General features: G+C 65.2%; 24 protein-coding genes. 8 read left to right on the forward strand and 16 right to left on the reverse strand.

Annotation, left to right across the window (positions count from 1 at the left end):
* Nucleotides 1-66: 66 nt before the first annotated feature.
* A complete protein-coding gene (locus CK489_RS02235; RefSeq protein ID WP_095731124.1) occupies nt 67-576 on the reverse strand; it encodes a hypothetical protein in 510 nt (169 codons plus the stop codon).
* 31 nt (nt 577-607) lie between these two features.
* The gene (locus CK489_RS02240) at nt 608-1,231 is read right to left on the reverse strand and encodes a 2-hydroxychromene-2-carboxylate isomerase (protein ID WP_095731125.1); all 624 of its coding nucleotides are present in this window, start codon (nt 1,229-1,231) and stop codon (nt 608-610) included.
* Nucleotides 1,232-1,506: 275 nt separating this feature from the next.
* Here CK489_RS02240 and CK489_RS02245 point away from each other — a divergent pair, with 275 nt between their 5' ends.
* From CK489_RS02245 to CK489_RS02265, 5 genes are all read left to right on the forward strand, one after another.
* Nucleotides 1,507-1,878, forward strand: a complete 372-nt coding sequence (locus tag CK489_RS02245; protein WP_050630070.1) for an AtpZ/AtpI family protein — start codon at nt 1,507-1,509, stop codon at nt 1,876-1,878.
* A gap of 72 nt (nt 1,879-1,950) precedes the next feature.
* On the forward strand, nt 1,951-2,700 hold the full coding sequence (locus CK489_RS02250) for a F0F1 ATP synthase subunit A (protein WP_095731126.1): 750 nt from the start codon (nt 1,951-1,953) through the stop codon (nt 2,698-2,700).
* Nucleotides 2,701-2,755: 55 nt separating this feature from the next.
* Nucleotides 2,756-2,986 (forward strand): F0F1 ATP synthase subunit C, encoded by a 231-nt coding sequence (locus CK489_RS02255; protein WP_016847054.1) that lies wholly within the window; start codon nt 2,756-2,758, stop codon nt 2,984-2,986.
* A gap of 83 nt (nt 2,987-3,069) precedes the next feature.
* On the forward strand, nt 3,070-3,636 hold the full coding sequence (locus CK489_RS02260) for a F0F1 ATP synthase subunit B (RefSeq protein ID WP_050630068.1): 567 nt from the start codon (nt 3,070-3,072) through the stop codon (nt 3,634-3,636).
* Between the two features lie 3 nt (nt 3,637-3,639).
* The gene (locus tag CK489_RS02265) at nt 3,640-4,125 is read left to right on the forward strand and encodes a F0F1 ATP synthase subunit B family protein (protein WP_095731127.1); all 486 of its coding nucleotides are present in this window, start codon (nt 3,640-3,642) and stop codon (nt 4,123-4,125) included.
* 158 nt (nt 4,126-4,283) lie between these two features.
* On the opposite strand, the gene CK489_RS02270 is transcribed toward CK489_RS02265, so the two are convergent.
* From CK489_RS02270 to CK489_RS02295, 6 genes are all read right to left on the reverse strand, one after another.
* Nucleotides 4,284-4,931 carry a hypothetical protein gene (locus CK489_RS02270; protein WP_095731128.1) on the reverse strand — a complete coding sequence of 216 codons (648 nt, stop codon included), beginning with the start codon at nt 4,929-4,931 and terminating at the stop codon, nt 4,284-4,286.
* 148 nt (nt 4,932-5,079) lie between these two features.
* On the reverse strand, nt 5,080-5,667 hold the full coding sequence (locus tag CK489_RS02275) for a GNAT family N-acetyltransferase (RefSeq protein WP_021076543.1): 588 nt from the start codon (nt 5,665-5,667) through the stop codon (nt 5,080-5,082).
* 58 nt (nt 5,668-5,725) lie between these two features.
* On the reverse strand, nt 5,726-7,015 hold the full coding sequence (locus CK489_RS02280) for a M16 family metallopeptidase (RefSeq protein WP_095731129.1): 1,290 nt from the start codon (nt 7,013-7,015) through the stop codon (nt 5,726-5,728).
* Nucleotides 7,015-8,430 carry a threonine synthase gene (thrC, locus tag CK489_RS02285; protein ID WP_198960805.1) on the reverse strand — a complete coding sequence of 472 codons (1,416 nt, stop codon included), beginning with the start codon at nt 8,428-8,430 and terminating at the stop codon, nt 7,015-7,017. The genes CK489_RS02280 and thrC overlap by 1 nt, the downstream gene beginning before the upstream one ends.
* Nucleotides 8,431-8,906: 476 nt before the next feature.
* A complete protein-coding gene (locus CK489_RS02290; protein WP_095731131.1) occupies nt 8,907-9,533 on the reverse strand; it encodes a glutathione S-transferase family protein in 627 nt (208 codons plus the stop codon).
* Between the two features lie 328 nt (nt 9,534-9,861).
* Nucleotides 9,862-10,455, reverse strand: a complete 594-nt coding sequence (locus tag CK489_RS02295) for a GNAT family N-acetyltransferase (RefSeq protein ID WP_095731132.1) — start codon at nt 10,453-10,455, stop codon at nt 9,862-9,864.
* A 148-nt stretch (nt 10,456-10,603) separates the two neighbouring features.
* Here CK489_RS02295 and CK489_RS02300 point away from each other — a divergent pair, with 148 nt between their 5' ends.
* Nucleotides 10,604-10,879, forward strand: coding sequence for a hypothetical protein (locus CK489_RS02300; RefSeq protein ID WP_050630063.1), 276 nt, complete (start codon nt 10,604-10,606; stop codon nt 10,877-10,879).
* A gap of 356 nt (nt 10,880-11,235) precedes the next feature.
* Here CK489_RS02300 and CK489_RS02305 read toward each other — a convergent pair whose 3' ends face one another.
* The 5 genes from CK489_RS02305 to CK489_RS02325 form a co-directional block, all read right to left on the reverse strand.
* Nucleotides 11,236-13,680, reverse strand: coding sequence for a penicillin acylase family protein (locus CK489_RS02305; protein WP_095731198.1), 2,445 nt, complete (start codon nt 13,678-13,680; stop codon nt 11,236-11,238).
* A 60-nt stretch (nt 13,681-13,740) separates the two neighbouring features.
* The gene (gene glpK, locus CK489_RS02310; protein WP_095731133.1) at nt 13,741-15,243 is read right to left on the reverse strand and encodes a glycerol kinase GlpK; all 1,503 of its coding nucleotides are present in this window, start codon (nt 15,241-15,243) and stop codon (nt 13,741-13,743) included.
* Nucleotides 15,244-15,468: 225 nt separating this feature from the next.
* On the reverse strand, nt 15,469-16,482 hold the full coding sequence (locus CK489_RS02315) for an SGNH/GDSL hydrolase family protein (RefSeq protein WP_095731134.1): 1,014 nt from the start codon (nt 16,480-16,482) through the stop codon (nt 15,469-15,471).
* Nucleotides 16,483-16,496: 14 nt separating this feature from the next.
* Complete coding sequence (locus CK489_RS02320; RefSeq protein WP_095731135.1) at nt 16,497-17,270, reverse strand: SGNH/GDSL hydrolase family protein; 774 nt, start codon at nt 17,268-17,270, stop codon at nt 16,497-16,499.
* A complete protein-coding gene (locus CK489_RS02325; protein WP_095731136.1) occupies nt 17,267-18,520 on the reverse strand; it encodes an OpgC domain-containing protein in 1,254 nt (417 codons plus the stop codon). The genes CK489_RS02320 and CK489_RS02325 overlap by 4 nt, the downstream gene beginning before the upstream one ends.
* 273 nt (nt 18,521-18,793) lie before the next feature.
* On the opposite strand from CK489_RS02325, the gene apaG reads away from it, so the two are divergent.
* Nucleotides 18,794-19,192, forward strand: a complete 399-nt coding sequence (apaG, locus tag CK489_RS02330; protein ID WP_050630059.1) for a Co2+/Mg2+ efflux facilitator ApaG/CorD — start codon at nt 18,794-18,796, stop codon at nt 19,190-19,192.
* A gap of 78 nt (nt 19,193-19,270) precedes the next feature.
* Here the strand turns inward: apaG and CK489_RS02335 are convergent, their stop codons facing one another.
* From CK489_RS02335 to CK489_RS02345, 3 genes are all read right to left on the reverse strand, one after another.
* Nucleotides 19,271-20,272, reverse strand: coding sequence for an Hsp33 family molecular chaperone (locus CK489_RS02335; RefSeq protein ID WP_050630058.1), 1,002 nt, complete (start codon nt 20,270-20,272; stop codon nt 19,271-19,273).
* A 194-nt stretch (nt 20,273-20,466) separates the two neighbouring features.
* Complete coding sequence (argF, locus tag CK489_RS02340; RefSeq protein ID WP_095731199.1) at nt 20,467-21,393, reverse strand: ornithine carbamoyltransferase; 927 nt, start codon at nt 21,391-21,393, stop codon at nt 20,467-20,469.
* A complete protein-coding gene (locus CK489_RS02345) occupies nt 21,393-22,595 on the reverse strand; it encodes an aspartate aminotransferase family protein (RefSeq protein ID WP_198960806.1) in 1,203 nt (400 codons plus the stop codon). The genes argF and CK489_RS02345 overlap by 1 nt, the downstream gene beginning before the upstream one ends.
* 498 nt (nt 22,596-23,093) lie before the next feature.
* On the opposite strand from CK489_RS02345, the gene CK489_RS02350 reads away from it, so the two are divergent.
* Nucleotides 23,094-23,606, forward strand: a complete 513-nt coding sequence (locus CK489_RS02350) for a GcrA family cell cycle regulator (RefSeq protein ID WP_018269585.1) — start codon at nt 23,094-23,096, stop codon at nt 23,604-23,606.
* The last annotated feature ends 52 nt before the right edge of the window (nt 23,607-23,658 follow it).

Raw genomic sequence — 23,658 nt, forward strand, 5'->3', positions numbered from 1 at the left:
AGACAATTCGCTTCGGTGGTTATGGGTCCCGGCATTCGCCGGGACGACGCAGCGGAGAGAGCCAAATCAAATCTTGCCGCCATTGACATCGCGCTGCACGCGGTTGGCCATCTCGATCAGCCGGCGCCAGGCCCGCTCCACGAACGACATCATGCGATCCATGTCGCGATCGCTCGGCAGCGGAATCTCGATCTTGCGCTCGCCTTCGGCGGTCTTCGCATCCGGCTTCTTCAACGAATCCGATTTCGGCAGCGCCTCGTCGGTCTTGGCCGATGGTGCGCGCGCAGCAAGCTCGCCCTTCAGCCTGTCATTGTCGGACTGCAGGCGCCCGATCTCGGCATCGAGCGCCGCGCGCTCGTCCGGCACCATGTAGCAGGCCCAGCCGGCGCTGGAATTGGTGCAGGTCGACACCGCGCCGGTGCGGGTGTCGAGCCGCAGGAAGCCATCGCCGGCCGGCGACAGCGCGTAGCGGCCGTTCTCGGTGTCGGGCGCGGTTTGCGCCAATGCCGCACCGCTCGCGATCAGTATGGCGGCAACTGCGATGGACAATTTCGAGAACGACATCGCGATGGGCATGGCTTGCTCCGCCTCAACTTGATTGCTGCCCCTACACCACAGAGCTATAGGGCTTGCGGCCCGACTTCAACGCGTCCTCGAGCAATTCGATCCGGTCCTGTCCCCAGAACACCTCGCCATCGAGCACATATCCGGGCGAGCCGAATACGCCGGCGTCCAATGCGTTCTGGCGATTCTGCTCGTAGGCCGCGCTGATCGCATCGGAGCCCGAGCGCTCCACCAGCTGGCGGCCCGGCAAACCTGCATCGTCGGCGAGTTTCACCAGTGTTGCGGGATCGGCGAGGTTGAGCTCAAGCTCCCAGACTGCGGGATAGGCACGTTGCAGAAACGGCTCGGGATCGAGCCCGGCCTCCAGCACCGCGATCACGACACCATCGGCAAGGCGCGCGTTGAACGGCCAGTTGGCCGGTTGCAGGTGAAAATTCAGCCCGCGCTTGTCTCGCCAGCGCTGCAACTCGATCAGCCGGTAGCGCTGCCGCACCGGATGACGCTTGGCGAGCGGCAGCCCGCCGGTCTCCGAGAACAGATCGACCAGCAGCACCGGACGGTAATTTACCTTGAGATCGTAAGTGCTTACGAGTCGAACGAAAGGCCCGTGGCCGATATAGGCCCAGGGCGATTGCAGTGAAAAATAGTAGTCGATCTGGCGCGGCATGCGGAACCTTGGCTGCACGAAGGATGAAGACTTTCGGTGATCCCAGCAGAGCGGGAAAAGCCGCGCAACATCGCTCAATGTCACGCAAGCTGTTGCACTGCGAACACTGCGTCACTCTGACCTTGAATATCTCAGAATAAATCCAGCAGAATCAAAGCAATAACTGGTTACGACGCAATCTTGACTTGATTAGACGCGGTAAGTATGGTCCGCGCGGCTTTTGACGGGGACGGGCGCAATTTCCATCATCCGCGGCATCGGTTAGTGTTTGCAGCATGGCTGAGAACACCAACCACGACGCAGGTGGAAGTCGCGATCAATCGCCTCCTGACGAAGCTGCGCTTTCCGCAAGGCTCGGAAGTCTCGATCATCGGTTGTCAGAAATTCGCGACAGCCGCAGGAGCAAGACTGATCAATCCGGTACTGAAAGCGGGGACAGTGCGGCCAGAGCTTCGGCGATGGCGCTCGGTTTTCGTCTTTCGTCGGAGCTGATCGCGGGCGTTGCCGTCGGGGCGGCGATTGGCTGGGGGTTCGACCGTTTGCTGTCGACGTCGCCATTCGGCTTCATCGTGTTAACGCTGCTCGGCTTCGTCGCCGGGGTGGTCAACGTGGTGAGGTCCGCGGGCGTGGCCTCGGGCAAGCGCTGAGCGCTGGCGGGAAGTCACGACATTTGAAATTCGATAACCGGCGACACGGCCGGTGGACCAAGAGCCGCGCGGATGAAAATCGACCCGATCCATCAGTTCAATATCGAGCCCCTCTTCACGCTCGGCCACATCGGCAATCACACGATCGCCTTCACCAATTCGTCGCTCTACATGTTCGTCGCGGTGCTCTTGATTGCGCTGCTGATGCTGGCGAGCGGCCGCGACCTGGTTCCGGGACGGCTGCAGTCGGTCGCCGAGATCTCCTACGAGTTCGTCGCCTCGACGATTCGCAGCACGGCCGGCTCGGAAGGCATGAAGTTCTTCCCGCTGATCTTCTCGCTGTTCATGTTCCTGTGCGTCTCGAACCTGGTTGGCGTGATCCCCTACACCTTCACGATCGCGAGCCACCTGATCGTCACCGCTGCGCTGGCGATATTGGTGTTCTTCACGGTCCTGATCTACGGCGTCTACAAGAACGGCCTGAAGTTCTTCAGCATCTTCGTTCCCCACGGCGTTCCGATCTACATCCTGCCGCTGGTCATGTTCATCGAGATCCTGTCGTTCTTCCTGCGGCCGGTCTCGCACAGCGTTCGTCTGTTCGCCAACATGCTGGCCGGCCACATCGCCCTCAAGGTGTTCGCGGGCTTCGTCGCGATGCTCGGCTTCTCGCTGGGCGCGCTCGGCTGGGTCGGCGGCGTGCTGCCGCTGGCGCTCACGGTCGCGCTCTACGCGCTCGAACTGCTGGTCGCGTTCCTGCAGGCCTACGTGTTCGCGATCCTGACCTGCATCTACCTCAACGACGCCATTCATCCGGGACACTAAGCGGTCCGGGGAATCTCCACCCACCAATCTGTCTATCTTTCTCAAGGAGCTACAAATGGAACCGGCAGCAGCAAAACTTATCGGCGCGGGCATCGCGTGCATCGGCATGGGCGGTGCGGGCGTCGGCGTGGGCATCATCTTCGGCAACTACCTCGCCGCTGCGGTGCGTAACCCCTCGGCCGCTCAGGGCCAGTTCGGCAACCTGATCTTCGGCTTCGCCGTGACCGAAGCGCTCGGCATCTTCTCGCTGCTGATCGCGCTGCTTCTGCTGTTCGTTCCGCTCTGAGCGGCACTTCCTTCGCGCCGCCCGGGGATCATCCCAGGGGATCGTTCCAGGGGCGGCGCGCATGACAGCAACAGGAGAACACCATGGCTGAGAGTCATGGCGAGGCAAAAGGCCAGGCGGCCGGCGCCCACACCGAGGCCGAAGGCGGACATCACGGCGGAGCCTTTCCGCCGTTCGATTCGTCCAACTACGCCTCGCAGCTGGTGTCGCTGGCGATTGCATTTGTCGCGCTCTACCTGATCGTGTCGCGTATCGCACTGCCGCGCGTCGGCGGGACGATCGACGCACGTCAGAACAAGATCGAGGGCGATCTGGCCGAGGCGCAGAAGCTGAAGGACGAGTCCGACGCGGCGCTGAAGGCCTATGAGACCGAGCTGGCGAATGCGCGTGCCAACGCGCAGGCGATCGGCAACGAGACCCGCGAGAAGCTGAACGCGGCCTCGGAAGCCGAGCGCAAGGCGCTGGAAGAGAAGCTGGCGGCCAAGCTCGCCGACGCCGAGAAGCAGATCGCAACGACCCGGACCAACGCCATGAGCAACGTCCGCGGCATCGCGGCGGATGCGGCCGGCGCCATCGTCCAGCAACTCGCCGGCGTCACGCCGGACGCGAATGCGGTCAACAGCGCCGTCGACGCGTCGCTGAAGGGATAGACGATGTTTTACGAACCGGAAACCTGGGTTGCGATCGCCTTCGTCGTTCTGCTGGTCGTGTTCGGCTATCTCGGCGTCCATCGCACCCTGCTGACGGCGCTCGATCATCGTGCCGAGCGCATCAAGGCCGAGCTCGAGGACGCCCGTCGTCTGAAGGACGAAGCCAACAAGCTGCTCGGCGAGTACAAGGCACGCCGCGCCAGCGCCGAGCGCGAGGCCCAGGACATCATCTCCAGCGCCAAGGCCGAAGCCGAACGGATCGCGGCTGAAGCCAAGACCAAGATGGAAGATTTTGTCGCCCGGCGGACCAAGACCGCCGAGAGCAAGATCGCCCAGGCCGAGGCCCAGGCCGTGGCCGATGTCCGCGCCGCCGCGGCCAACGCCGCCGTGACCGCCGCCTCGACCATCCTGTCGCAGTCGGTCAAGGGCTCGGTTGCCGACGACCTCGTCGGCAAGGGCATCGCCGAAGTCCGCTCCAAGCTGAACTGACGCGATACCAACTCCTTCTTCCAAAAAAAGGCCGGCGCGAGATCATCGCGCCGGCCTTTTTCTTTATTCAGATCTGTCCGCGCCGCGCCGGGCGCTCTTGTCTTGACGCGTTGCGTTTACGCGAACCGGTATCCGCTTCGCTGGAAAACGCGCTGCTGCTACTTCTTCTTGTGCGGCGCGCGCTGCTTCGGTTCCGGCTTCAGTGCCTGCGGATCGAAGCCGATATAGAAGATGTAATTGTCGTTGTCGGCCGGCGACGGCGCCGGATAGACGACGTCCTCGGCGACCAGGCTGAACGGCACGCTGCCGCTATCGTCCATCTGCACCGTGGTCGTGTAGGCCTTGGTCGCGATGGTCTTCTCGCCGACGCCGCCCAGCACCACGGCGACACGCAGCGGCACCTGGACGGTCGGCGGAGCGCCCTGGGGACCGACGATGATCCGCCCCTGGATCCCGATCTTGGCGGTGATCATGCCGGCATTGAGGTTGCACTGCCGCGCGGTGCGCGTGATCGAGGCCAGGAACTTGACGTCGTTGCCGACCGCCTCCTTGCCGTCCACGGCCACCGAATAGGTCGAGGCCCCGGAGCGGATCTGCACCGGCGGGCAGGTCAGCTCCGCGTCCGCGTCGTTCAGCTGCTGCGGCGCCGCCGGCGTCTCCGGCTTCGAATCCGACGACCCGCCGCCGAACAGGCTCTTGAAGCGGTCGCTCAGCGACTGCGCCGAGCTGGCCTCCGGCAGCAGGGTGGCACCGAGACCGATCGATACCGCCGCCGCGAGCACGAACCTGATCACCCTGTCACCCATCAGTATCCTCAAATCTCCAAACCGAGTTCCCGTTTCGCGGGCGTTATAGCAAGTCAATGGCGGCGAACCCAAGGCATGTGAAAGGCATGTAACACGGCATCCGGAAGGCGCCGGGCGGCGCCGGCCATCCCGCCGACAGGCCTGTGGTTCAGCCGCGGAAATCCTCGTGCAGCAGGCCGAACAGCAGATGGTCCTGCCAGATCCCGTTGATGCAGAGATAGCGCCGCGCCAGGCCCTCGCGGGTGAAGCCGCACTTCTCCAGCACCCGGATCGACGACGCATTGGAGGGAATGCAGGCCGCCTCGATACGATGCAGATTGAGCTCGCCGAACAGCGAGGGCAGCAGCACCCGCAGCGCCGTGGTCATATAGCCGCGATGGGCGTGCGGCAGCCCGACCCAATAGCCGATCGTGCCCGCCTGGACGATACCGCGGCGGACATTGGCGAGCGTGATCCCGCCGATCATCACCCCATCCGATTCGCGGAAGATGATGAACGGATAGGAGCGATCGGCGGCGATATCCTCGGAATAGCGGCGCAGCCTGCGGCGGAAGCCGGCGCGGGTCAGGTCGTCGGAGGGCCAGATCGGCTCCCACGGCGTCAGATAGGCACGGCTGAACTCGCGCAATTGCGCCCATTGCGGGAAATCCGACATTTGCGGCGCACGCAGCAACAGCCCGTGACCGCGCGGCATCAGTGCAGCAGGTCCACCGGACGGCAAACGAAACAGGGCCATGGCCCAACACTCCCCCGCCCATTCGGGCGTGACACCCTGCCCCGGGCCTCGCGGCCCCTTAGTGCAGCAGCGTCTTTGCCTTCGACTTCGTCAATCCTTCCGCAAAAGACACCGCCGTGTCCAGACCCCTTCCGCTGCCGAGGGCGACAACGGCGGGCCGGCTGCGCGACAGCAGCGCACGGGCGGCGTTGCGGCTCGATTCGACGCTGACCGCATCGATCCGCGCCACCAGTTCGTCCACCGTCTGCGGCCGGCCATAGGCTAGCACATGGCGCGCCAGCTGTTCGGCCCGGGATGAACAGCTTTCCAGCGCCATCAACAGCCCGGCCTTCATCTGCGCCTTGGCGCGCGCTACCTCGGCTTCGGTCAGGGTCTCCACGGCGTCATTGATGACGTCGACGATGACCTCCATCATTTCCGGCGCGTCGGCGGGATCGGTCCCGGTGTAGAGGCCGAAGAAGCCGGTGTCGGTGTAGGGGGCGTGGAAAGTGTAGATCGAGTAGCACAGCCCGCGCTTCTCGCGCACCTCCTGGAACAGCCGCGACGACATCCCGCCGCCGAGCGTGTTGGTGAACACCTGCAGCGAGAACAGCGACAGGTCGGTCTGCGGCACGCCTTCCAGCGCCAGCGTCAGATGCGCCTGCTCGAGATCGCGGTGCACCACCTTCGAGCCGCCCTTGCCGAACATCGCCGGCTGCGGTTTCGGCGCCGGGGTCGGGTCGAAGCTGGCGAATTTCTGCGCCACATCCTCGACGACCCGCTTGTGATCGACGGCGCCGGCGGCGGCGACCACCATGTCCGGAGCGCGGTAATGCGTCGACAGGTAGCCGCGCAGCGTATCGCGGTTGAAGGCTTTCAGCGTCTTAGCGGTGCCGAGCAGCGAGCGCCCCATCGGCTGGTCTGGATAGCAGAGCTCGTTGAGATGCTCGAACACGACGTCGTCGGGCGTATCCTGCGCCGCGCCGATCTCCTGCACGATGACGCTCTTCTCGCGCTCGAGCTCGTCCGGCACGAAGGACGGATTGGCGAGGATGTCGGAGAGCACGTCGAGCGCCAGCGGCACGTCGGCCTTCATCACCCGCGCATAATAGGCGGTGGTCTCGGTCGAGGTGCCGGCGTTGAGGTCGCCGCCGACCGCCTCGATCTCCTCGACGATCTCGCGCGAGGAGCGCCGCGCGGTGCCCTTGAACGCCATGTGCTCCAGCAGATGCGAGATGCCGTGCTCGTTCGGCTTTTCGTCGCGCCCGCCGACCCCGGCCCAGACGCCGAGCGCCGCGGTTTCCAGATGCGGCATGGTGTCGGTGACGACGGTCAAGCCGCTCGGCAGCTTGGTGATTTCAACGCTCATCAGGCAACTCCCTGCTTGGCGGCACGGCTGACCGACAGCACGAAGCGCTCGACCTCGGCGGCATCATTCTTCATGACCGTCATGTGTTCGGACTTGGTCATCAACCCTCCGAGCCAGGCCGGCAGCTGCGGACGCACCCCGCAGGCGGCCTCGACCGCGTCGGGGAATTTGGCCGCATGCGCGGTCGACAGCACGATGTTCGGTATCCCTGAATCCGAGGTGTCGCGGTCGGCGACCGCGAGCGCCACCGCAGTGTGCGGATCGACCAGATCGCCGGCCTCGCGCCAGGCGGCGCGGATCGCCGCTGCCGTCTCGGTCTCGTCGGCACGGCCGGCGTCGAAATCGCGGCGCACCGCGGCCAGCGTCGCATCCGGGAGCACGAAGCGGCCGGACTGCTTCAGCGAAGCCATCAGGCGGCGGACCTGATCGGCATCGCGGCCAGACGCTTCGAACAACAGCCGCTCGAAATTCGACGACACCTGGATGTCCATCGATGGCGATGCCGTGGCGTGCACCTCGCGCACCTCGTAATTCCCGGTCTTCAGGGTGCGCGGCAAGATGTCGTTGACGTTGGCGGCAATGCGCAGCCAGCGGATCGGCAGCCCCATCCGCTTGGCGACATAGCCGGCGAAGATGTCGCCGAAATTGCCGGTCGGCACCGTGAAGTCGACGGTGCGTGCGGGCGAACCGAGCGCCACCGCCGAGGTAAAATAATAGACCACCTGCGCCACGATGCGCGCCCAGTTGATCGAGTTGACGCCGGACAGCGCCACCGCGTCGCGGAAGCGATGATTGTTGAACATCTCCTTCACCAGCGCCTGGCAATCGTCGAACGTGCCCTCGATCGCGAGCGCATGGACGTTGCCGGCGCCGGTCGTCGTCATCATGCGGCGCTGCACCTCGGAGATGCGGCCGTTCGGGAACAGCACCACGAGATCGACATTGTCGAGATTGGCAAACGCCTCGACCGCGGCGCCGCCGGTATCGCCCGAGGTTGCGACCACGATGGTGGTGCGCTGCGCGCGCTTGGCCAGCACGTGGTCCATCAGCCGCGAGATCAACTGCATCGCGACGTCCTTGAACGCCAAGGTCGGCCCGTGGAACAGCTCGAGCAGGAACTGGTTCGGCCCGGCCTGGTCGAGCGGCACCACCGCAGGATGACGGAAGGTGGCATAGGCCTCATTCGCCATGCGACCGAGCTCGGCATCGGAAATCTCGCCGGCGACAAACGGCCTGATGATCTCGACCGCGACCTCCCAATAGGGACGGCCGAAGAAGCCGGCGATGGTCTCATGCGACAGCTGCGGCCAGGTCTCGGGCACGTAGAGCCCGCCGTCGCGGGCAAGCCCGGTCAGCATCACATCGCAGAAGCCAAGCACCGGGGCCTCACCCCTGGTCGAAATATACCGCGTCAAACCGCCCTCCAAAGGCTTCGATCAGAGCCTTAAGCCTTTGATATCGTGGAATTATCGAGCTCACCGCATGCGGCCCGAACAATTCACCATAGAAGATCGGGCCGGCAATGGGTAGTCCGAAGCGCTGCGGGGTCGCGCGGAGTGGTGAGTGGCGTCGCCTTGGCCTGATCACCGGCAGCGCCGCCGCGTTCATCGATGTCGTCCTGGCGAAAGCCAGGACCCATAATCACCGCATGCGGTGATGAACGCGATGGCCGCACAGCGTCGCGCAACAATTGAGCTTCGGGGTAATGGGTCCTGGCTTTCGCCAGGACGACACTGAGTTTGCAGCACGGCATTGCTTCATCATTCCGGGGCGGCCCGAGGGGCCGAGCCCGGAATCCGTTGGGCCGCAAAACAAGCAGTGGAATGGATTCCGGGCTCGACGCTACGCGTCGCCCCGGAATGACGGCGGAGAGAGGTCGGCGATATACGCCCTACCCTTTCGGCGGCGCCAGCGGCTGCACGATCTCCTGGAACGGCGGTAGCGCTTCGCAGCGTTCGGCGTGGGCCTTGAGCGCCGGATAGCGCGCGTCGAACAGATGCGGATGCGCCTCGCCGGTGAAGCGCAGCGCGCAGGCCACCGCGATGTCGGCGTGACCGATGCGATCGCCGAGCCAATATGGCGTCTGCACCGCCGTCCGCTCCTGCTCCAGAACCGCGAGCACGCGGGAGATCTGCCCCTCGCAACGCTCGACCCACAGCTTGAGCTGCTCCTTGCGCAGCACGCGCTCGTAGACCAGGCTCACCGCCTTGTCGGCGAGCCCGGTCGCCAGCGCCATGATGCGCAGATGCCGGCGCCGCTCGATGCCCGAACGCGCGATCATCGCGCGCTCCGGCCCGACCAGCTCGTCGAGATAATCCAGGATCGCGCCGCTCTCGATCAGCGCCTCGCCGTCATCCAGCACCAGCGTCGGCACCCGCTGCACCGGATTGTAGGCCGCAACCTTCTCCGCATCGCCGAAGGTCGACCACGGCTTGTGCTCGAACGGCAATCCATAGAGCCGCAGTGCGATCGCGGTGCGGCGGACAAAGGGCGAGTCGTACTGGCCGATCAAAAACATCTGTCATCTCGTCGGTCATGCCGCGGCAAGCCGTTGCCCGCGAAAGCAGGGCTTTCGAGAGGCGGCGGCCAAACCGAGGTCAAAGGTTGCGCTTTGCACTATCCTAGATGGACTGGGCTGCGTTGCAACATGCCGAGTCATTCCAGTGAAGCATTGCCCGCAAGCCAAATATGCAGTGTCGTCCCTGCGGAATCAGGGACCCATAACCACCGGCTTCCGTCGTGGCAAAAGCTGGTGCCCCAGCGCTGCAGGCCAACTCACTTCGGTGGTTATGGATCCCGGGTCGCGCTTACGCTCACCCGGGACGACAGCAGAGTTCTTGGCAGCGTTACCCAATCACCGGCACATGCCTCGCCGCATCGTGCGGCAATTTGCCATTGAGCCTCGGATCATCCGCCACCTCGATCTGGCGCAGGAACGGGCGGAAGCCGGAGCGCTGGTAGAACGCGACCGCAGAAGGATGATCGAAGGTGCAGGTGTGCACCCAGACGCGGCCGATGTCGCGCGACCAGGCGATCTCGAGCGCGCGGTTCATCAGAAAGCGTGCGGCCCCGGTGCCGATGAATTTCGCGGTGACGCCGAAATAGAGCAGCTGGCATTCGCCGGGCACGCTGAAATCGAGTTCGAGCAGGCCTTCATCCTGGCTATCGACGACCAGCCCGTAGAGTTCAACGCCCGGCGCATGAATCCGTGAAGCGAGATCGGCGTCTTCGAGGCCGGTGCGGGTGAACCACAGCCACTCCTCGCCGATGCGGCGGTAGAGATCGCGGTACCAATCGAGCGCCGGCGGATCGACCTTGCGGAGCCGCCACGCGCCCGGCGGATCGTCGAGCAACGGCGGGCGCGCAGTCATTTCCAGATGTGTGACGACGGCCGCGATCTTGCCGTGAGGGATATCGGAATAACCATCGGGCAGCAGCATTAAGCGACCTTTTTCTGCATTGTTTGCCGGACATATCCGCATGTCGCGGCGGATGCAATGCAACGCGGCGTAACAATGTTACCGATTTGTCAGTGAGGATTTGCGCGAATCAGGCGCTCGATGTGCAGAGGCCACCGGAGCAGAGACCGTGTCGCGCCATCACACGCTGCCGCCGATCATCTACACGCCGCCGCCACCGAAGCCGAAGTCCACGCGGCGCCGGCGCGGCATCGGTTACGCCTATGGGGCGGGCGCGGCTGGCGAGACTGAGGATATCGGCAACGGCGCGCACAGCGCGCCGATCGTCCCGCAACATGCGCGCCCGGTCGAGACGGTCGAGCGGCGCGTGCCGTCACCAAACGGCAAGCTCAGCGACGACACGTTGCGCGCGATGCTGGAGGTGCAGGAGAAGCAGACGGGGTGAGCGCACGGCGCTTGCCACACATTCAGTGTCGTCCCGGCGCAGGCCGGGACTCTTTATCACAGGGTTGTGCGGTTGAAGCACGCTGCGGCCCCAGCATCGCAAGACAATTGGCATTCGTGGCTATGGGTCCCGGACTTCGCCAGGACGACGGCGGAGTTTTGGGCGCGCGACCAATACACACTCGCTGTCGTCCCTGCGAAAGCAGGGACCCATAACCACAGGGTTGAGTTGTTGTGGCGCGCTGTGGCCCCAGCATCGCGCCACAACGCGACCCCGTGGTTATGGGTCCCGGGTCGCGCTTCGCTTGCCCGGGACGACAATGAGTTTGTGGCGCCGCTGGTGAGGCGTAATCCCCCTCACCTCGGTGTCAGCGTGATCGCCTCCGCGGTCGCGGCTTCCACGGCGCCGCGGCTGTAGAGCAGCGGGACATATTGGCCGGTGGCCCAGAGCGGGGCGAGATCGCGGTAGTGGCCGCTGAAGGGATCGCCGGATTGGCCTGGCGTGTTGATGGTGCGGCTCGCATCCCAATTGCCGACATCGAGCACCATGCGGAACGAGGCGCCGGAGATCAGGTGATAATCGGCACGGCGATAGGTGGCGGCGCGCGGCACGTTGGCGGCGCCGCCGAAGGCGAGCGGGCCGACCTGCATCTGCGCCGCGGTCGCCTTGTCGGCGAGCGGCATCAGCGCGTGGTTGAACTGCGCGACATGCAGGCGGCCCCAGCGCCAGGTCGAGACATCGGAGCCGAGCTTGTCGGTCACGTCGGCGACGGCCTCGCCGAGGCTGTCGCGCAGCACGCGGTCACGCTCCGCTGCCGGATCGCTGCCGAGCGCAGCATCAGGCTTTTCGAGATAGCCGACGATGGCGGAAATGCTGGAAGCCTCCGGCGCGATCATACCGGCGGCCTTCGGCGCCGTGGTCTTGAGCAGCACCGGGCCGAGATGGTTGGCGATCCACACTTCATAGACAGCAGCCGCGGCGCTGTCCGCGGTGTCGCGCGCGTCCCATGCATTGAGCAGATCGAGGCCCTTCTTGACGTTGGCATCATCTGACGTGAGCGGCTTCAGCAGCGCAACAAGACGCCGCGCGAGCATCCCGGTGTCGTCGTTCTGCAACGCCATCGCATCCGCCAGCGTCACCTTGTTGTTGGCCTGCAGCACCTCGGTGATGCGCTGCCAGCGCGCGCTGTCGGCCCATTCGAAGCCGACCCGGCGCTCGTTGACCGGATAATCCGCCGGCAGGTTCATCTGGTTGGCGGTGGCAATGAAGCCCTGCTTCGGCTGGTAGAGCTTCGGCAATTCGTCGAGCGACAGAAAACCCTGCCATTCGTAGCGGCCGTCGCCCGGCACCGGCATCAGTCCATCGAAGCTGGTGCGGCGCGGCGTCTTGCCGGCGGCGACCCAGCCGATATTGCCTGAGGTGTCGGCATAGACCTGGTTCTCCGACGGCGCGCCCCAGCGCCGCATCGCGCCGAGGAAGCCGTTCCACGACTTCGCGGTCATGTAGTCGGACGAGCCGAAATAGGCCGAGGTGCCCGGCTCGAACCAGATCGAGCGCACCGCGAAGGCATGCTTGTTGTCGGCATCGACGAAGATCACCGGGCCGTGGCGGCTGAACTTCAGCTCGAGGTCGCGGTCGGCCTCGCCCTTCACCGCTTCCTTCTCATGCACGATCTTCATATCCTCCCAACCCGTGCCGTAGCGGTACTGGTTCGGATTGTCGGGGTTGAGCTCGTAGACGTAGAGGTCTTCCTGGTCGACGTTGAAGATGGTGAGGCCGAACGCGATGGTGTCGTTGTGGCCGATCGAGATGCCCGGCAGCGCCGGCTCACCGGCGCCGATCACCGAGATGCCGGGCGCGTTGAGGGCGACGATGTAGCGCAGCGACGGCACCGAATGCTCGCGATGCGGATCGTTGGCGAGGATCGGACGTCCGGTCGCGGTGCGCGAGGCCGCAATCACCCAATTGTTGGAACCGATGGTGTCACGCTGCTGATCGGCCTCGGCCAAGAACTGGTCGGGATCGTGCGCCAGCGCCGCCTTCTGGTCCTTGGGCGCTGCGAACTTCACCGGGCGCGTGGCGAGGTCATAGGCCGCGAGCACGCCCTTCGGCACGCTGCAGGGATCGAGGCCGTCCGGAATCTTCGTCTTCCACTCAGGCTCCAGCTTGACGCGGAAGCGATCGGCATCGAGGCCGGCGGCGCAGGCCACCAGAGAACGCTTGACCTCGGAGGCGACGTTGCGCGTCAGTCCGTGGCTGCGCACGCGCACGACATCCTCCGCCGACCATAGCTCCGGCTTCGTCCCCGCAATCCTGAATTCGATCGGCAGCGGCCGCTTGCCCGCATTGACGTCGGCGACATAGGCGTTGACGCCGGCGACGAACGCCTCGGCATAGGTTTTCGCCTTCGGGCCGTAGGCGGCCCATTCCGCATTCATGTCGCCGCGATAGAGGAACAGCCGCAGCGCCTTGTCCTGCTCGGCATAGGCGGGGCCGAAGTCTTTCGCCAGCAGGCCGAGGCCGCGCTTGCGCCAGAGGTCGATCTGCCAGAGCCGGTCGCGCGCCGCGTTGAAGCCCTGCAGGAAGAACAGGTCGTGGTCGTTGCCGGCATAGATGTGCGGGATGCCCCAGACGTCGACCAGGATCTGGCCCGGCGCCTTCAGCCCGGCGACGTCGGTCTTGACCTCGCGCGCCGCGACCAGCGCGCTCGGCTTTTCGCGCGCGATGGCGGATGTCGTCAGCATCGCGGTGCAGAGCGCGGCGGCGAGTAGTCTGATGACCCGGTTGAGATCCGTGTTCATGTTGTTCTCCAATGGTTGTTATTTTTGGTACGCGACTTGAGCCGGAATTTTTCTCCGGCGCTACTCCCCCTCGTCGCTCGCCAGCACGCCCTTCACCGCGCGGGCCCAGCCGGCGAGCTTGCGCTCGCGGGTGGCCTCGCTCATCGCCGGGCGGAAGCGGTGCTCGAGCCGCCAATTGTCGGCGAATTTTGCGGGCTCCGGATAGACGCCGGCCTCGAGGCCGGCGAGATAGGCGGCGCCCAGCGCCGTGGTCTCCTGGATCATCGGGCGGTCGACCGGCGCGTTGAGCAGGTCGGCGAGCCGCTGCATGGTCCAGTCGGATGCGGTCATGCCGCCGTCGACGCGCAGCACGGTGTTGGCGGCATTCGCCTCCGGCCAGTCGGTGCGCATCGCGGCCCACAGATCGAAGGTCTGGTAGCAGACGCTCTCAAGCGTCGCATGCGCGAGCTCGGCCGGGCCGGTGTTGCGGGTCAGGCCGAACAGCGCGCCGCGCACGCGCGGATTCCAGTACGGCGCGCCCATGCCGACGAAGGCCGGCACCAGGTAGACGCTCTGCATCGAGTCGGACTTGTCGGCGAGCGGCCCGGTCTCGGCGGCGTGCTTGATGATGCCGAGCCCGTCGCGCAGCCACTGCACCGCACTTCCTGCGACGAAGATCGAGCCTTCGAGCGCGTAGGTACGCTGGCCGCCGAGCTGATAGGCAATCGTCGTGAGCAGCTTGTTCTTCGAGGCGACCGGCGTGGTGCCGGTGTTGAGCAGCGCGAAGCAGCCGGTGCCGTAGGTCGACTTCATCATGCCGGGCTCGAAGCAGGCCTGGCCGATGGTCGCGGCCTGCTGGTCGCCGGCGATGCCGGAGATCGCGATCGGGCCGCCGAACAGATCGGCTGTGCTCTCGCCGAACCGGGCGGAGGAATCCTTCACCTCGGGGAGCATCGAGCGCGGCACGCGCAACAGCTTGATGAGATCGTCATCCCAAGCGCCGGTATGGATGTTGAACAGCAGCGTGCGCGAGGCGTTGGTCGCATCTGTAGCGTGCACCCGGCCGCCGGTGAGCCGCCACAGCAAATAGCAATCGACGGTGCCGAACAAGAGCTCGCCGCGCTCGGCGCGTTCGCGCGCGCCCGGCACGTGATCGAGGATCCAGGCGACCTTGGTGCCGGAGAAATAGGGGTCGATGATCAGGCCGGTCTTGGCCGAGATAACAGGCTCATGGCCCTCGGCCTTCAGCTTGGCGCAGATGTCGGCGGTGCGGCGGTCCTGCCAGACGATGGCGCGGTGCACGGCTTGCCCGGTGGCGCGGTCCCACACCACCGTGGTCTCACGCTGGTTGGTGATGCCGATCGCGGCGATGTCCTTGGCTTTGAGGCCGGCCTTCTCCAGCGCCTCGCGGCACACCATCACGGTCGAGGTCCAGATGTCCTCCGGCTCGTGCTCGACCCAGCCGGAGGCCGGGAAATGCTGCGGAAACTCCTGCTGCGCGACCGCGGCAATGGAGATGTCGCCGCGAAACACCATGGCGCGCGACGAAGTGGTGCCCTGATCGATGGCCAGCACGAAAGACATGAGCGTTTCCCTTGAGGCTTGGTAGCAGGCGCCAAGGGAGCGGATTACCGCGGCGAGGTCAAGCAGGGCAAGGCTAGGACGGCGGCACTTTTAGGTAGCTGCACCTCTCCCACCGGCGTCATTGCGAGGAGCGAAGCGACGAAGCAATCCATCCATCGGCACAAGGGGACAGATGGATTGCTTCGCTTCGCTCGCAATGACGGCTGAAGCGGTAGGACTGGCCGATCACATCGGCCGGTAGGTCCGCACGTCAGACGGCACGTTGACGCCGATCTTGATGGCGCCGACCGAGCGGATGATGTCGTCGCCGAGCAACTGGGCGAAGCAGGCATAGCCCCAGTCGTTCATGTGCAGGCCGTCGGCGATGACAAAATCGTCGATCGGGATCGCCTGCTTCTCGTGCCAGTCGCGCATCACCTCGAAGCGCGGGAAGATGCCGACATGGCGCAGCGCGGCGATGCGGCCGAGCAGCTTCACCATGCCGCGCGCGCTTTCCGGGCGCTCGGTGACGCGCGGCGAATATTGCGGATCGACCAGCACGAGATCGGCGCCATCGGCCTGGATGCGCGCGACGCCGTCCTCGACCTGCTTGGCGGTCTCGACGGGATCGAGGTTGCGCAGCACCGCGTTGGTGCCGACCTGCCAGATCACCATGTCCGGATGCATGTCGATCACTTCGGTCTGCAGCCGCTTCATCATCTCCGGCGCGTCCTCGCCGCCCTTGCCGCGGTTGAGCACGGTGATGTCGGCGGAGGGATATTGCCGGCGCAGTTGCGCGGCGAGCCGGTTCGGATAGGTGAATTCCGGCGACGACGACCCGTAGCCCTGGGTCGAGGACGAGCCGAACGCGATGATGACGACCGGCTTGCCAGCGGCGAGCTTGGCTGCGACATGCGGCAGCGAGCCGGTGCTGTTCGGCACGCCGGTCGGCTGATGGCAGGGCACGCGGTGGAAGATGTCGGATGCCGACTTCGCGACCTGCTTCATCTTGTCGAGCGCCTTTACGGCGACACCCGGTTGCTGCTGGTTGGTTGCGTCGGCCTCGATCGTGGCGGGTTTCGCCGCGTCAGGCTTTGCGGCCTCGGCCTTCGCGCCCGATGACAGCGCTGCATGCTGGTCGGCCTGGCCGCCGCTCTGCGCGCGCGACGGCGCGACCGACAATGGCGCGAGCAGCAGGAGCGCCGCTACGGCGCACAGGCTCGGCCCTGCACGAAAGCGAAAAGGGAACGCAAAACGCATCAACTCTGCTTCCTCTAATTCTGCTGCACCGGGCCCAGATGAGCCGCATCGATCACGAATTTCGCCAGGGCGCGGCCGAGACAGGCATGAACCTTCTTGGCCAGGTCGACACCATGCGCGGTGCTGAACAGGTCAAAATATCCGGCGTCGCTCCACTGCTTCATGATCGAGAACCGGTCGAACAGCGGAACGTCGTGCTGCTGCGCCACCACCTTGATATTGTCGAGATAGGGCGGTGCAGAGATCATCGTCTCCGTGCGCGGGCTGTATTGCAGATTGACCAACACCACGTCTGCCCCGGCGCCCCGCAGCGCAACAACGCCGTCGTTGATGGCGGTACGGAAGTCGTCGGGATCGACCGCTCGCATAGCATCGACCGTGCCGGTCTGCCAGATAACCAAAGTAGGCTTTTTTGCTTCAACAAGCTTAACAAGGGTTCCCGCGGTCTCTTCCGCGGTGCTTTTTCCCTGTAATTCTACGGATACATCGATATTTGCCGCAGGAAACGCCTCCTTGAGCGCCGCCTGCATCGTGGCCGGATAGGCGCTCGCCTCGTTGCCCGGGATGGTCGAGGAGCGGCTGCCCACCACCAGCACGTTGAGCGGCTGATTGGCCTTCATGACGTCGGTGACCTTCGGCAGCGAGCTCTCGCTCGACAGCAGATAGCCGGGCACGTCGCAGGGCGGCGCCGGTGGTGCAGGCTCGGAGGTGTCGCCGGCGCGCGCGGGCGCGGCCGCCAAAGTGGCGGCCAGCAGCAGCAGGCCCAGCATCGTCCGCGCGGACTTCATGCTCCCCCTCCCGCCAGATCGGCGTTGCCGGCGGCACCTTTTTTCGAGGCGCCTTTGTCGGCGGAGTGCTTGTACCACGAAATAATCCACGCCATGCCGCACATGATGAGGATGCCGCAGACGCTGATCAAGGCGTGCAGTGCGGCACCACCCGAGACTTCGGCCAGCACGAAGTGACCGGCAAAAGCGAGGAAGACCCCGAGACAGAATATCTCAAGCGAATGCTGGCCACACAGGATCAATGGTCGCAGCCAGCGCGATTTCAAGCCCGGCCAATCCCGGGGCAGGAAGCGCACCGTGAGGGCGGCGAGCGCCAGGAAATGCGCGAACCGCAACACGTCGAGATCGGTCTTGTTGATCGGATACATCCACTGCTCGATCACCTTCGGCATGATGTGGCCGAGCTGCGGCACATACCAGGTCAGCGTCACGAAGAACGCGGCGACGAGGTAGACGATGCAGATCCACATCGTGATATTCGACGACAGGATGCGCGACATCCGCCGCGCGCCGCCGAGCGCGCACCAGGCGCCGAACACGAACAGCAATTGCCAGGCGAACGGATTGAACGCCCAGAAGCCGTTCGGATAGGCCGACAGATAGAGATCGAACTGCCAGGTCAGCGCGTAGAGCAGCACCGACAGGCCAAGCGTGACATCGGGCTTCCACTTCATCAGCCCCAGGATCAGCGGCAAGAACAGCATCAGCACGATATAGAGCGGCAGCACGTCCATGTTGACGGGGCGGAAGCGCAGCAGCAGCGCCTGCACGATGGTGACGTCGGGCTGCTTGAGGAAGTCCATGATCCCCATTTCCTCGCTGTACAGCGGGTTCTCGAACGAGGTCGCGACATAGGAGATCTCGGCGAGGAAGATCGTGAACAGGAAGACGTGCGCGACATAGATCTGCCAGACCCGGCGCAGGATGCGCGCGGTCGCGATCACGAAGCCGCCCTCCAGCATGGCGCGGCCATAGACGAAGGCCGCGGTGTAGCCGGAGATGAAGATGAAGATCTCGGTGGCGTCGGAGAAGCCGTAGTTGCGGATCGTCAGCCAGGTCAGGAGATTGGTCGGCAGATGATCGATGAAGATCAGCCACAGCGCGAGCCCGCGGAACAGATCCAGCCGCAGCTCACGCTCGCCGGTCACCGGCAGCGTGATCGCAGGCGCTTTCGCCTTGACCTCGGCGTTTGCCTCGGTCTTGGCGTCAGCCACCGGCGAACCGGCTATGGGATCGGCAATCGAGCTCATCAAACACCGTGTCGGCCGCGGACGCCCGCATGCCCAGTTGAAAAGATAATATCGGTCCGCGACTTGCCGACAAAGCGCAGAGTGCGGCGACATGCGGCCGCGCTTTAGAGCGGAACTATGTTGAAAGCGCGATGAACAGACTGTCCCCGGGACCGGGTTTTCACAGCCTGCCAGGCGATTGGTTCCGGCTGACCAATTGGCTATGATGGCGCCCTGATTGAGCGTGATCCGGTCGAAAGCGGATCACGCGCCACGACCATCGGATTGAGCTCTATGTACCGCGCCATTACCCGCCAGATCGAAGTCACTGTCGAGCCGAACTTCATGCCCGAGCGCTCGTCGGTCGACCGGCGCGAATATTTCTGGTCGTACAAGATCGTGATCGTCAATTCCGGCCCGGAAACGGTGCAGCTGCGGACGCGGCACTGGATCATCACCGACGCCACCGGCCGCCGTCAGGAGGTGCGTGGCGAGGGCGTGGTCGGCGAGCAGCCGGTGCTGGCGCCGGGCGAACGCTTCGAATACACCTCAGGCGTGCCGCTGCCGACGGCCTCCGGCTTCATGACCGGCAGCTACCAGATGGTCACCGAAGCCGGCGAGCGCTTCGAGATCGACGTGCCGACATTCTCGCTGGACAGCCCGAGCCCGGATGGGAAGAGGGTGCTCAATTAATCCCTGCCGTCATGCCACGCCACCGGATCTCGCCTTCGGCGAGCCCGATGACAGTGTTGCGCGTGGCGGGAAGCGCGCCTACTCGACGCCGGCTTCCTGCGGCGTGAACTCGTAGACCGACGAGCAGAACTCGCAGGTCACGACCACCTTGCCGTCCTTGACCATCTCGGCGCGATCGTTCGGCGCAAAGCTCTTCAGCATCGACGACACCGCATCGCGCGAGCAGGAGCACTGCGCGCGCAGCGGTTGCGGGGTGAAGACGCGAACGCCGCGTTCGTGGAACAGCCGGTAGAGCAGCCGCTCGCCGGAGAGATCCGGATCGATCAGCTCGACGTCCTCGACGGTTGATATCAGCGACTGTCCCTCGACCCAGGCGTCATCGTCCGGCACGGAGTGCGTGACCGTGCCCTCGGGCGCATCGCCGGGATGCAGATCGGCCTGCTTGGCACGCTCGGGCGCCTTGGGCAGGAATTGCAGCAGGATGCCGCCGGCGCGCCAGTGCAGCTTGCCGCCCTCGCCGCCGCGCATCTCCTCGCCGACCGCGAGCCGCACCCGCGTCGGAATCTGCTCCGAGCGCAGGAAATATTCGTGGGCCGCCTCTTCGAGGCCGCCGCCGTCGAGCGCGACCAGTCCCTGGTAGCGGCTGGTGTTGGAGCCCTGGTCGATCGTCATCGCAAGGTGGCCCTTGCCGAGCAGCTCGCCGGACGTCTGCCCAGGCTTGAGCTGCGCCGCGTCGTAGCGCGCATAGGCGCGCAGCCGGTCGGGCGCCTGGAAATCGACGATCAGCAGCGACACCGGGCCTTCGGTCCGGGTCTGCAGGATGAAGCGGCCCTCGAACTTGACTGTCGAGCCGAGCAGCGTGGTCAGCACGATGGCCTCGCCGAGCAGCTTGCCCACCGCCGGCGGGTAGTCGTGCTTGTGCAGGATCTCGTCGAGCGCGGGGCCGAGCCGGGTCAGCCGGCCGCGCAGGTCCAGCGCGTCGACCTCGAAGGCCAGCACGGCATCGTCGACAGGCACCGAAGACGGCGCGCGAACCGGCGCCTCGGTCGTGATTTTGATGTCGGGGGATTGTGAAACCATGGCGCTCTATCTGGGGTCTCGGACCGTGAAATAAAGGGGTTCACTCAGCGAGAGATCGTCGTCCCGGCGAAGGCCGGGACCCATAACCACAGGATTTTGTCGCCGCACAAGGTGTCTCCCCTTGTGCCCTTTCCACGGGCCGCGGCGTATGGGTCCCTGCTTTCGCAGGGACGACAACGCTTACAGATTTACAACTACGCGACTTCGTTAAAGCACCAGGCCAGAATGCCCTTTTGCGCATGCAGGCGGTTTTCCGCCTCGTCGAACACCACGGACTGCGGCCCGTCGATCACCTCGTCGGTGACCTCCTCGCCGCGATGCGCGGGCAGACAGTGCATGAACAGCGCGTCCGGCTTGGCGAGCGACATCAGCTTGGCGTTGACCTGATAGGGCTGCAGCACGTTGTGGCGGTGCTCGCCCTCCTTGTCGCCCATCGACACCCAGGTGTCGGTGACGACGCAGTCGGCGCCGCGCACCGCGGCTTCCGGGTCGGTGCCGAGCACGATCGGCGCGCCGGTCGCCTTGATCCAGTCGCGCATCGGCTTCTTCGGCGACAGCTCCGGAGGGGTCGCGACATTGAGCTGGAACTTGAAGCGCTCGGCGGCGTGCGCCCATGAGGCCAGCACGTTGTTGTCGTCGCCGGTCCACGCCACGGTCTTGCCCGCGATCGAACCCCGATTTTCCTCATAGGTCATGAGGTCGGCCATCACCTGGCAGGGATGCGAGCGCCGGGTCAGGCCGTTGATGACCGGCACGGTGGCGTGCGCGGCGAGCTCGAGCAGCGCGTCATGGTTGAGGATGCGGATCATGATCGCATCGACATAGCGCGATAGCACGCGCGCGGTGTCGGCGATGGTCTCGCCGCGGCCGAGCTGCATCTCGGCGCCGGTCAGCATGATGGATTCACCGCCGAGCTGGCGCATGCCGACGTCGAACGACACCCTGGTACGGGTCGAGGGACGCTCGAAGATCATCGCCAGCGTCTTGCCCTCGAGCGGCTTCCTGGCCTTCTCATGCGCCTTCAGCTTCGCCTTCATGGCGGCGCCGGCAGACAGCATGTTGCGCAGCTCGCCGAGCGGCAACTCGTTGATGTCGAGGAAGTGACGGACCGGCTTGCTCATCATCCGGCCTTCCTCGGCTGCGCCGCGGACAATGTCGCGCAGGCGCGCTCGAGCGAGGTGATCGACTGGTCGATCTCAGCCTCGGTCACGATCAACGGCGCGAGGAACCGCACCACGTTGTCGCCGGCACCGACGGTGAGCAGCTTCTCGTTGCGCAGCGCGGCGATCAGATCGCCCGACGGCACCACGGCCTTGACGCCGATCAGAAGGCCCTCGCCGCGCACCTCCGACAGCACGCCGGGATAGCGGTCGACCACGGAGGCGAGCTTCTGCTTGAGCAGCAGCGACATCTTCTGCACGTGCTCGAAGAAGCCGGGCTTGAGCATCACATCGAGCACGGCATTGGCGGCGGCGACCGCGAGCGGATTGCCGCCGAAGGTCGAGCCGTGCGAGCCCGGCGCCATGCCGGCCGCAGCCTGCGCGGTCGCCAGCACCGCGCCGATCGGGAAGCCGCCGCCGAGCGCCTTCGCCAGCGACATCACGTCGGGCGTCACACCGGTGCGCTTGTAGGCGAACAGCTCGCCGGTGCGGCCCATGCCGGTCTGCACCTCGTCGAATGCCAGCAGCAGGCCATGCTCGTCGCACAGGGCGCGCAATGCCTTGAAGAACGCCTGCGGCGCGCCGCGCACGCCGCCCTCGCCCTGCACCGGCTCGATCAGGATGCCGGCGGTGTGCGGGCCGATCGCCTTCTTCACCGCCTCGATGTCGCCATGCGGCACCTGGTCGAAGCCGTCCATCGGCGGGCCGAAGCCCTCGAGATATTTCGCCGAGCCGGTCGCAGCCAGCGTGCCGAGCGTACGGCCATGGAAGGCGCCTTCGAAGGTGATGATGCGGTAGCGCTCGGGATGTCCCTTGGAGAAGTGATAGTGGCGGACCAGCTTGATCACGCCCTCCATCGCCTCGGCGCCGGAATTGCAGAAGAACACGAAGTCGGCAAAGCTCTGCTCGCACAGCCGCGCGGCGAGCACCTCGCCGTCCGGGCTCTTGAACAGGTTCGACATGTGCCAGAGTTTGGTCGCCTGTTCCTGCAGCGCCTTGACCAGATGCGGATGCGCGTGCCCGAGCGCGTTCACCGCAACCCCCGAGGTGAAATCGAGATAGCGGTCGCCGTTGGTTGCGATCAGCCAGGCGCCCTCACCGCGCTCGAAGCCGAGATCGACCCTGGCGAAGACGGGGAGCAGATGCGACGAGGCGTTGGTCATGGCGTTCACTGCCGGTTTGAGGCCGACAATTGCCGCGCGCCTTGACGCCAGCGCAGCAACGGCCAGCTTCGGAAAACAAAACGGCCGCCTTTGCGGGCGGCACGTGGCCAACATTCTATGCTGCGGGGGGACCGTGTCAATCGCCAGGAGCCGCCCTTTTGGTGGCCTTTCTGCAATGCGCAGCGAGCGCAATCCGGAGCATTCCGGTGCGGTGGAAAAGCCTCATTACAATGCTTAACTGTGTGGGAACATGTGGACGCGCGGCCGCGGACTCTTGCGCCAGAGTCACGCCATATTGTAGCGTTTGGCCTGTCGGGTACGACATCTCGTGCGGCAGTACTGGACCCTCTAAGTAGCCTTTGTGTCTCGCGTAAACGTTCGGGCGCAACACCGTGCCCGGCGAGGGCTAAGGGATTCTGGCCGCAGGGATATTTGTCCAGATTTGGCTCGCAGCGCCGCTCCAATGACTGGCCGGCGCCATGCGAAAGGAAGAATGCGATGACGGTATTGACCTGGTCCGACGATCGCGTCGAGCAGCTGAAGAAGCTCTGGGAGTCTGGCCTTTCGGCCAGCCAGATCGCAGCGGAACTTGGCAATGTGACGCGAAACGCCGTGATCGGCAAAGTGCATCGGCTCGGCCTCTCCGGCCGCGCCAAGGCACCTTCGACGGCGGCGCCGCGGCAGCGCAAGGCGCGCCCCGCCCAGCACATGATGCGGGTGGCGCGCCCGGTCTCGCGCGGCAACACGGCGCTGGCGCACGCCTTCGAGGTCGAGATGGAGCCCGATCCGATCTCCTACGACAACGTGGTGCCGATGAGCCAGCGGCTGTCGCTGCTCGAGCTCAACGAGGCCACCTGCCACTGGCCGGTCGGCGATCCCTCGAGCCCGGAATTCTTCTTCTGCGGCGGCAAGGCGCTCGCCGGCCTGCCCTATTGCGCCCATCACTCGCGCGTCGCCTACCAGCCCGCCGCCGATCGCCGCCGGCCGTCGGCGAAGCCGCAGATCAAGTAAGCACTCGGGAAACCAGCCTGGACTGCAAAACAAATCCCCGCGCAAGCGGGGA

The organism is Bradyrhizobium sp. UFLA03-84, from assembly GCF_002289535.1.
Classification (GTDB): Bacteria; Pseudomonadota; Alphaproteobacteria; order Rhizobiales; family Xanthobacteraceae; genus Bradyrhizobium; species Bradyrhizobium viridifuturi.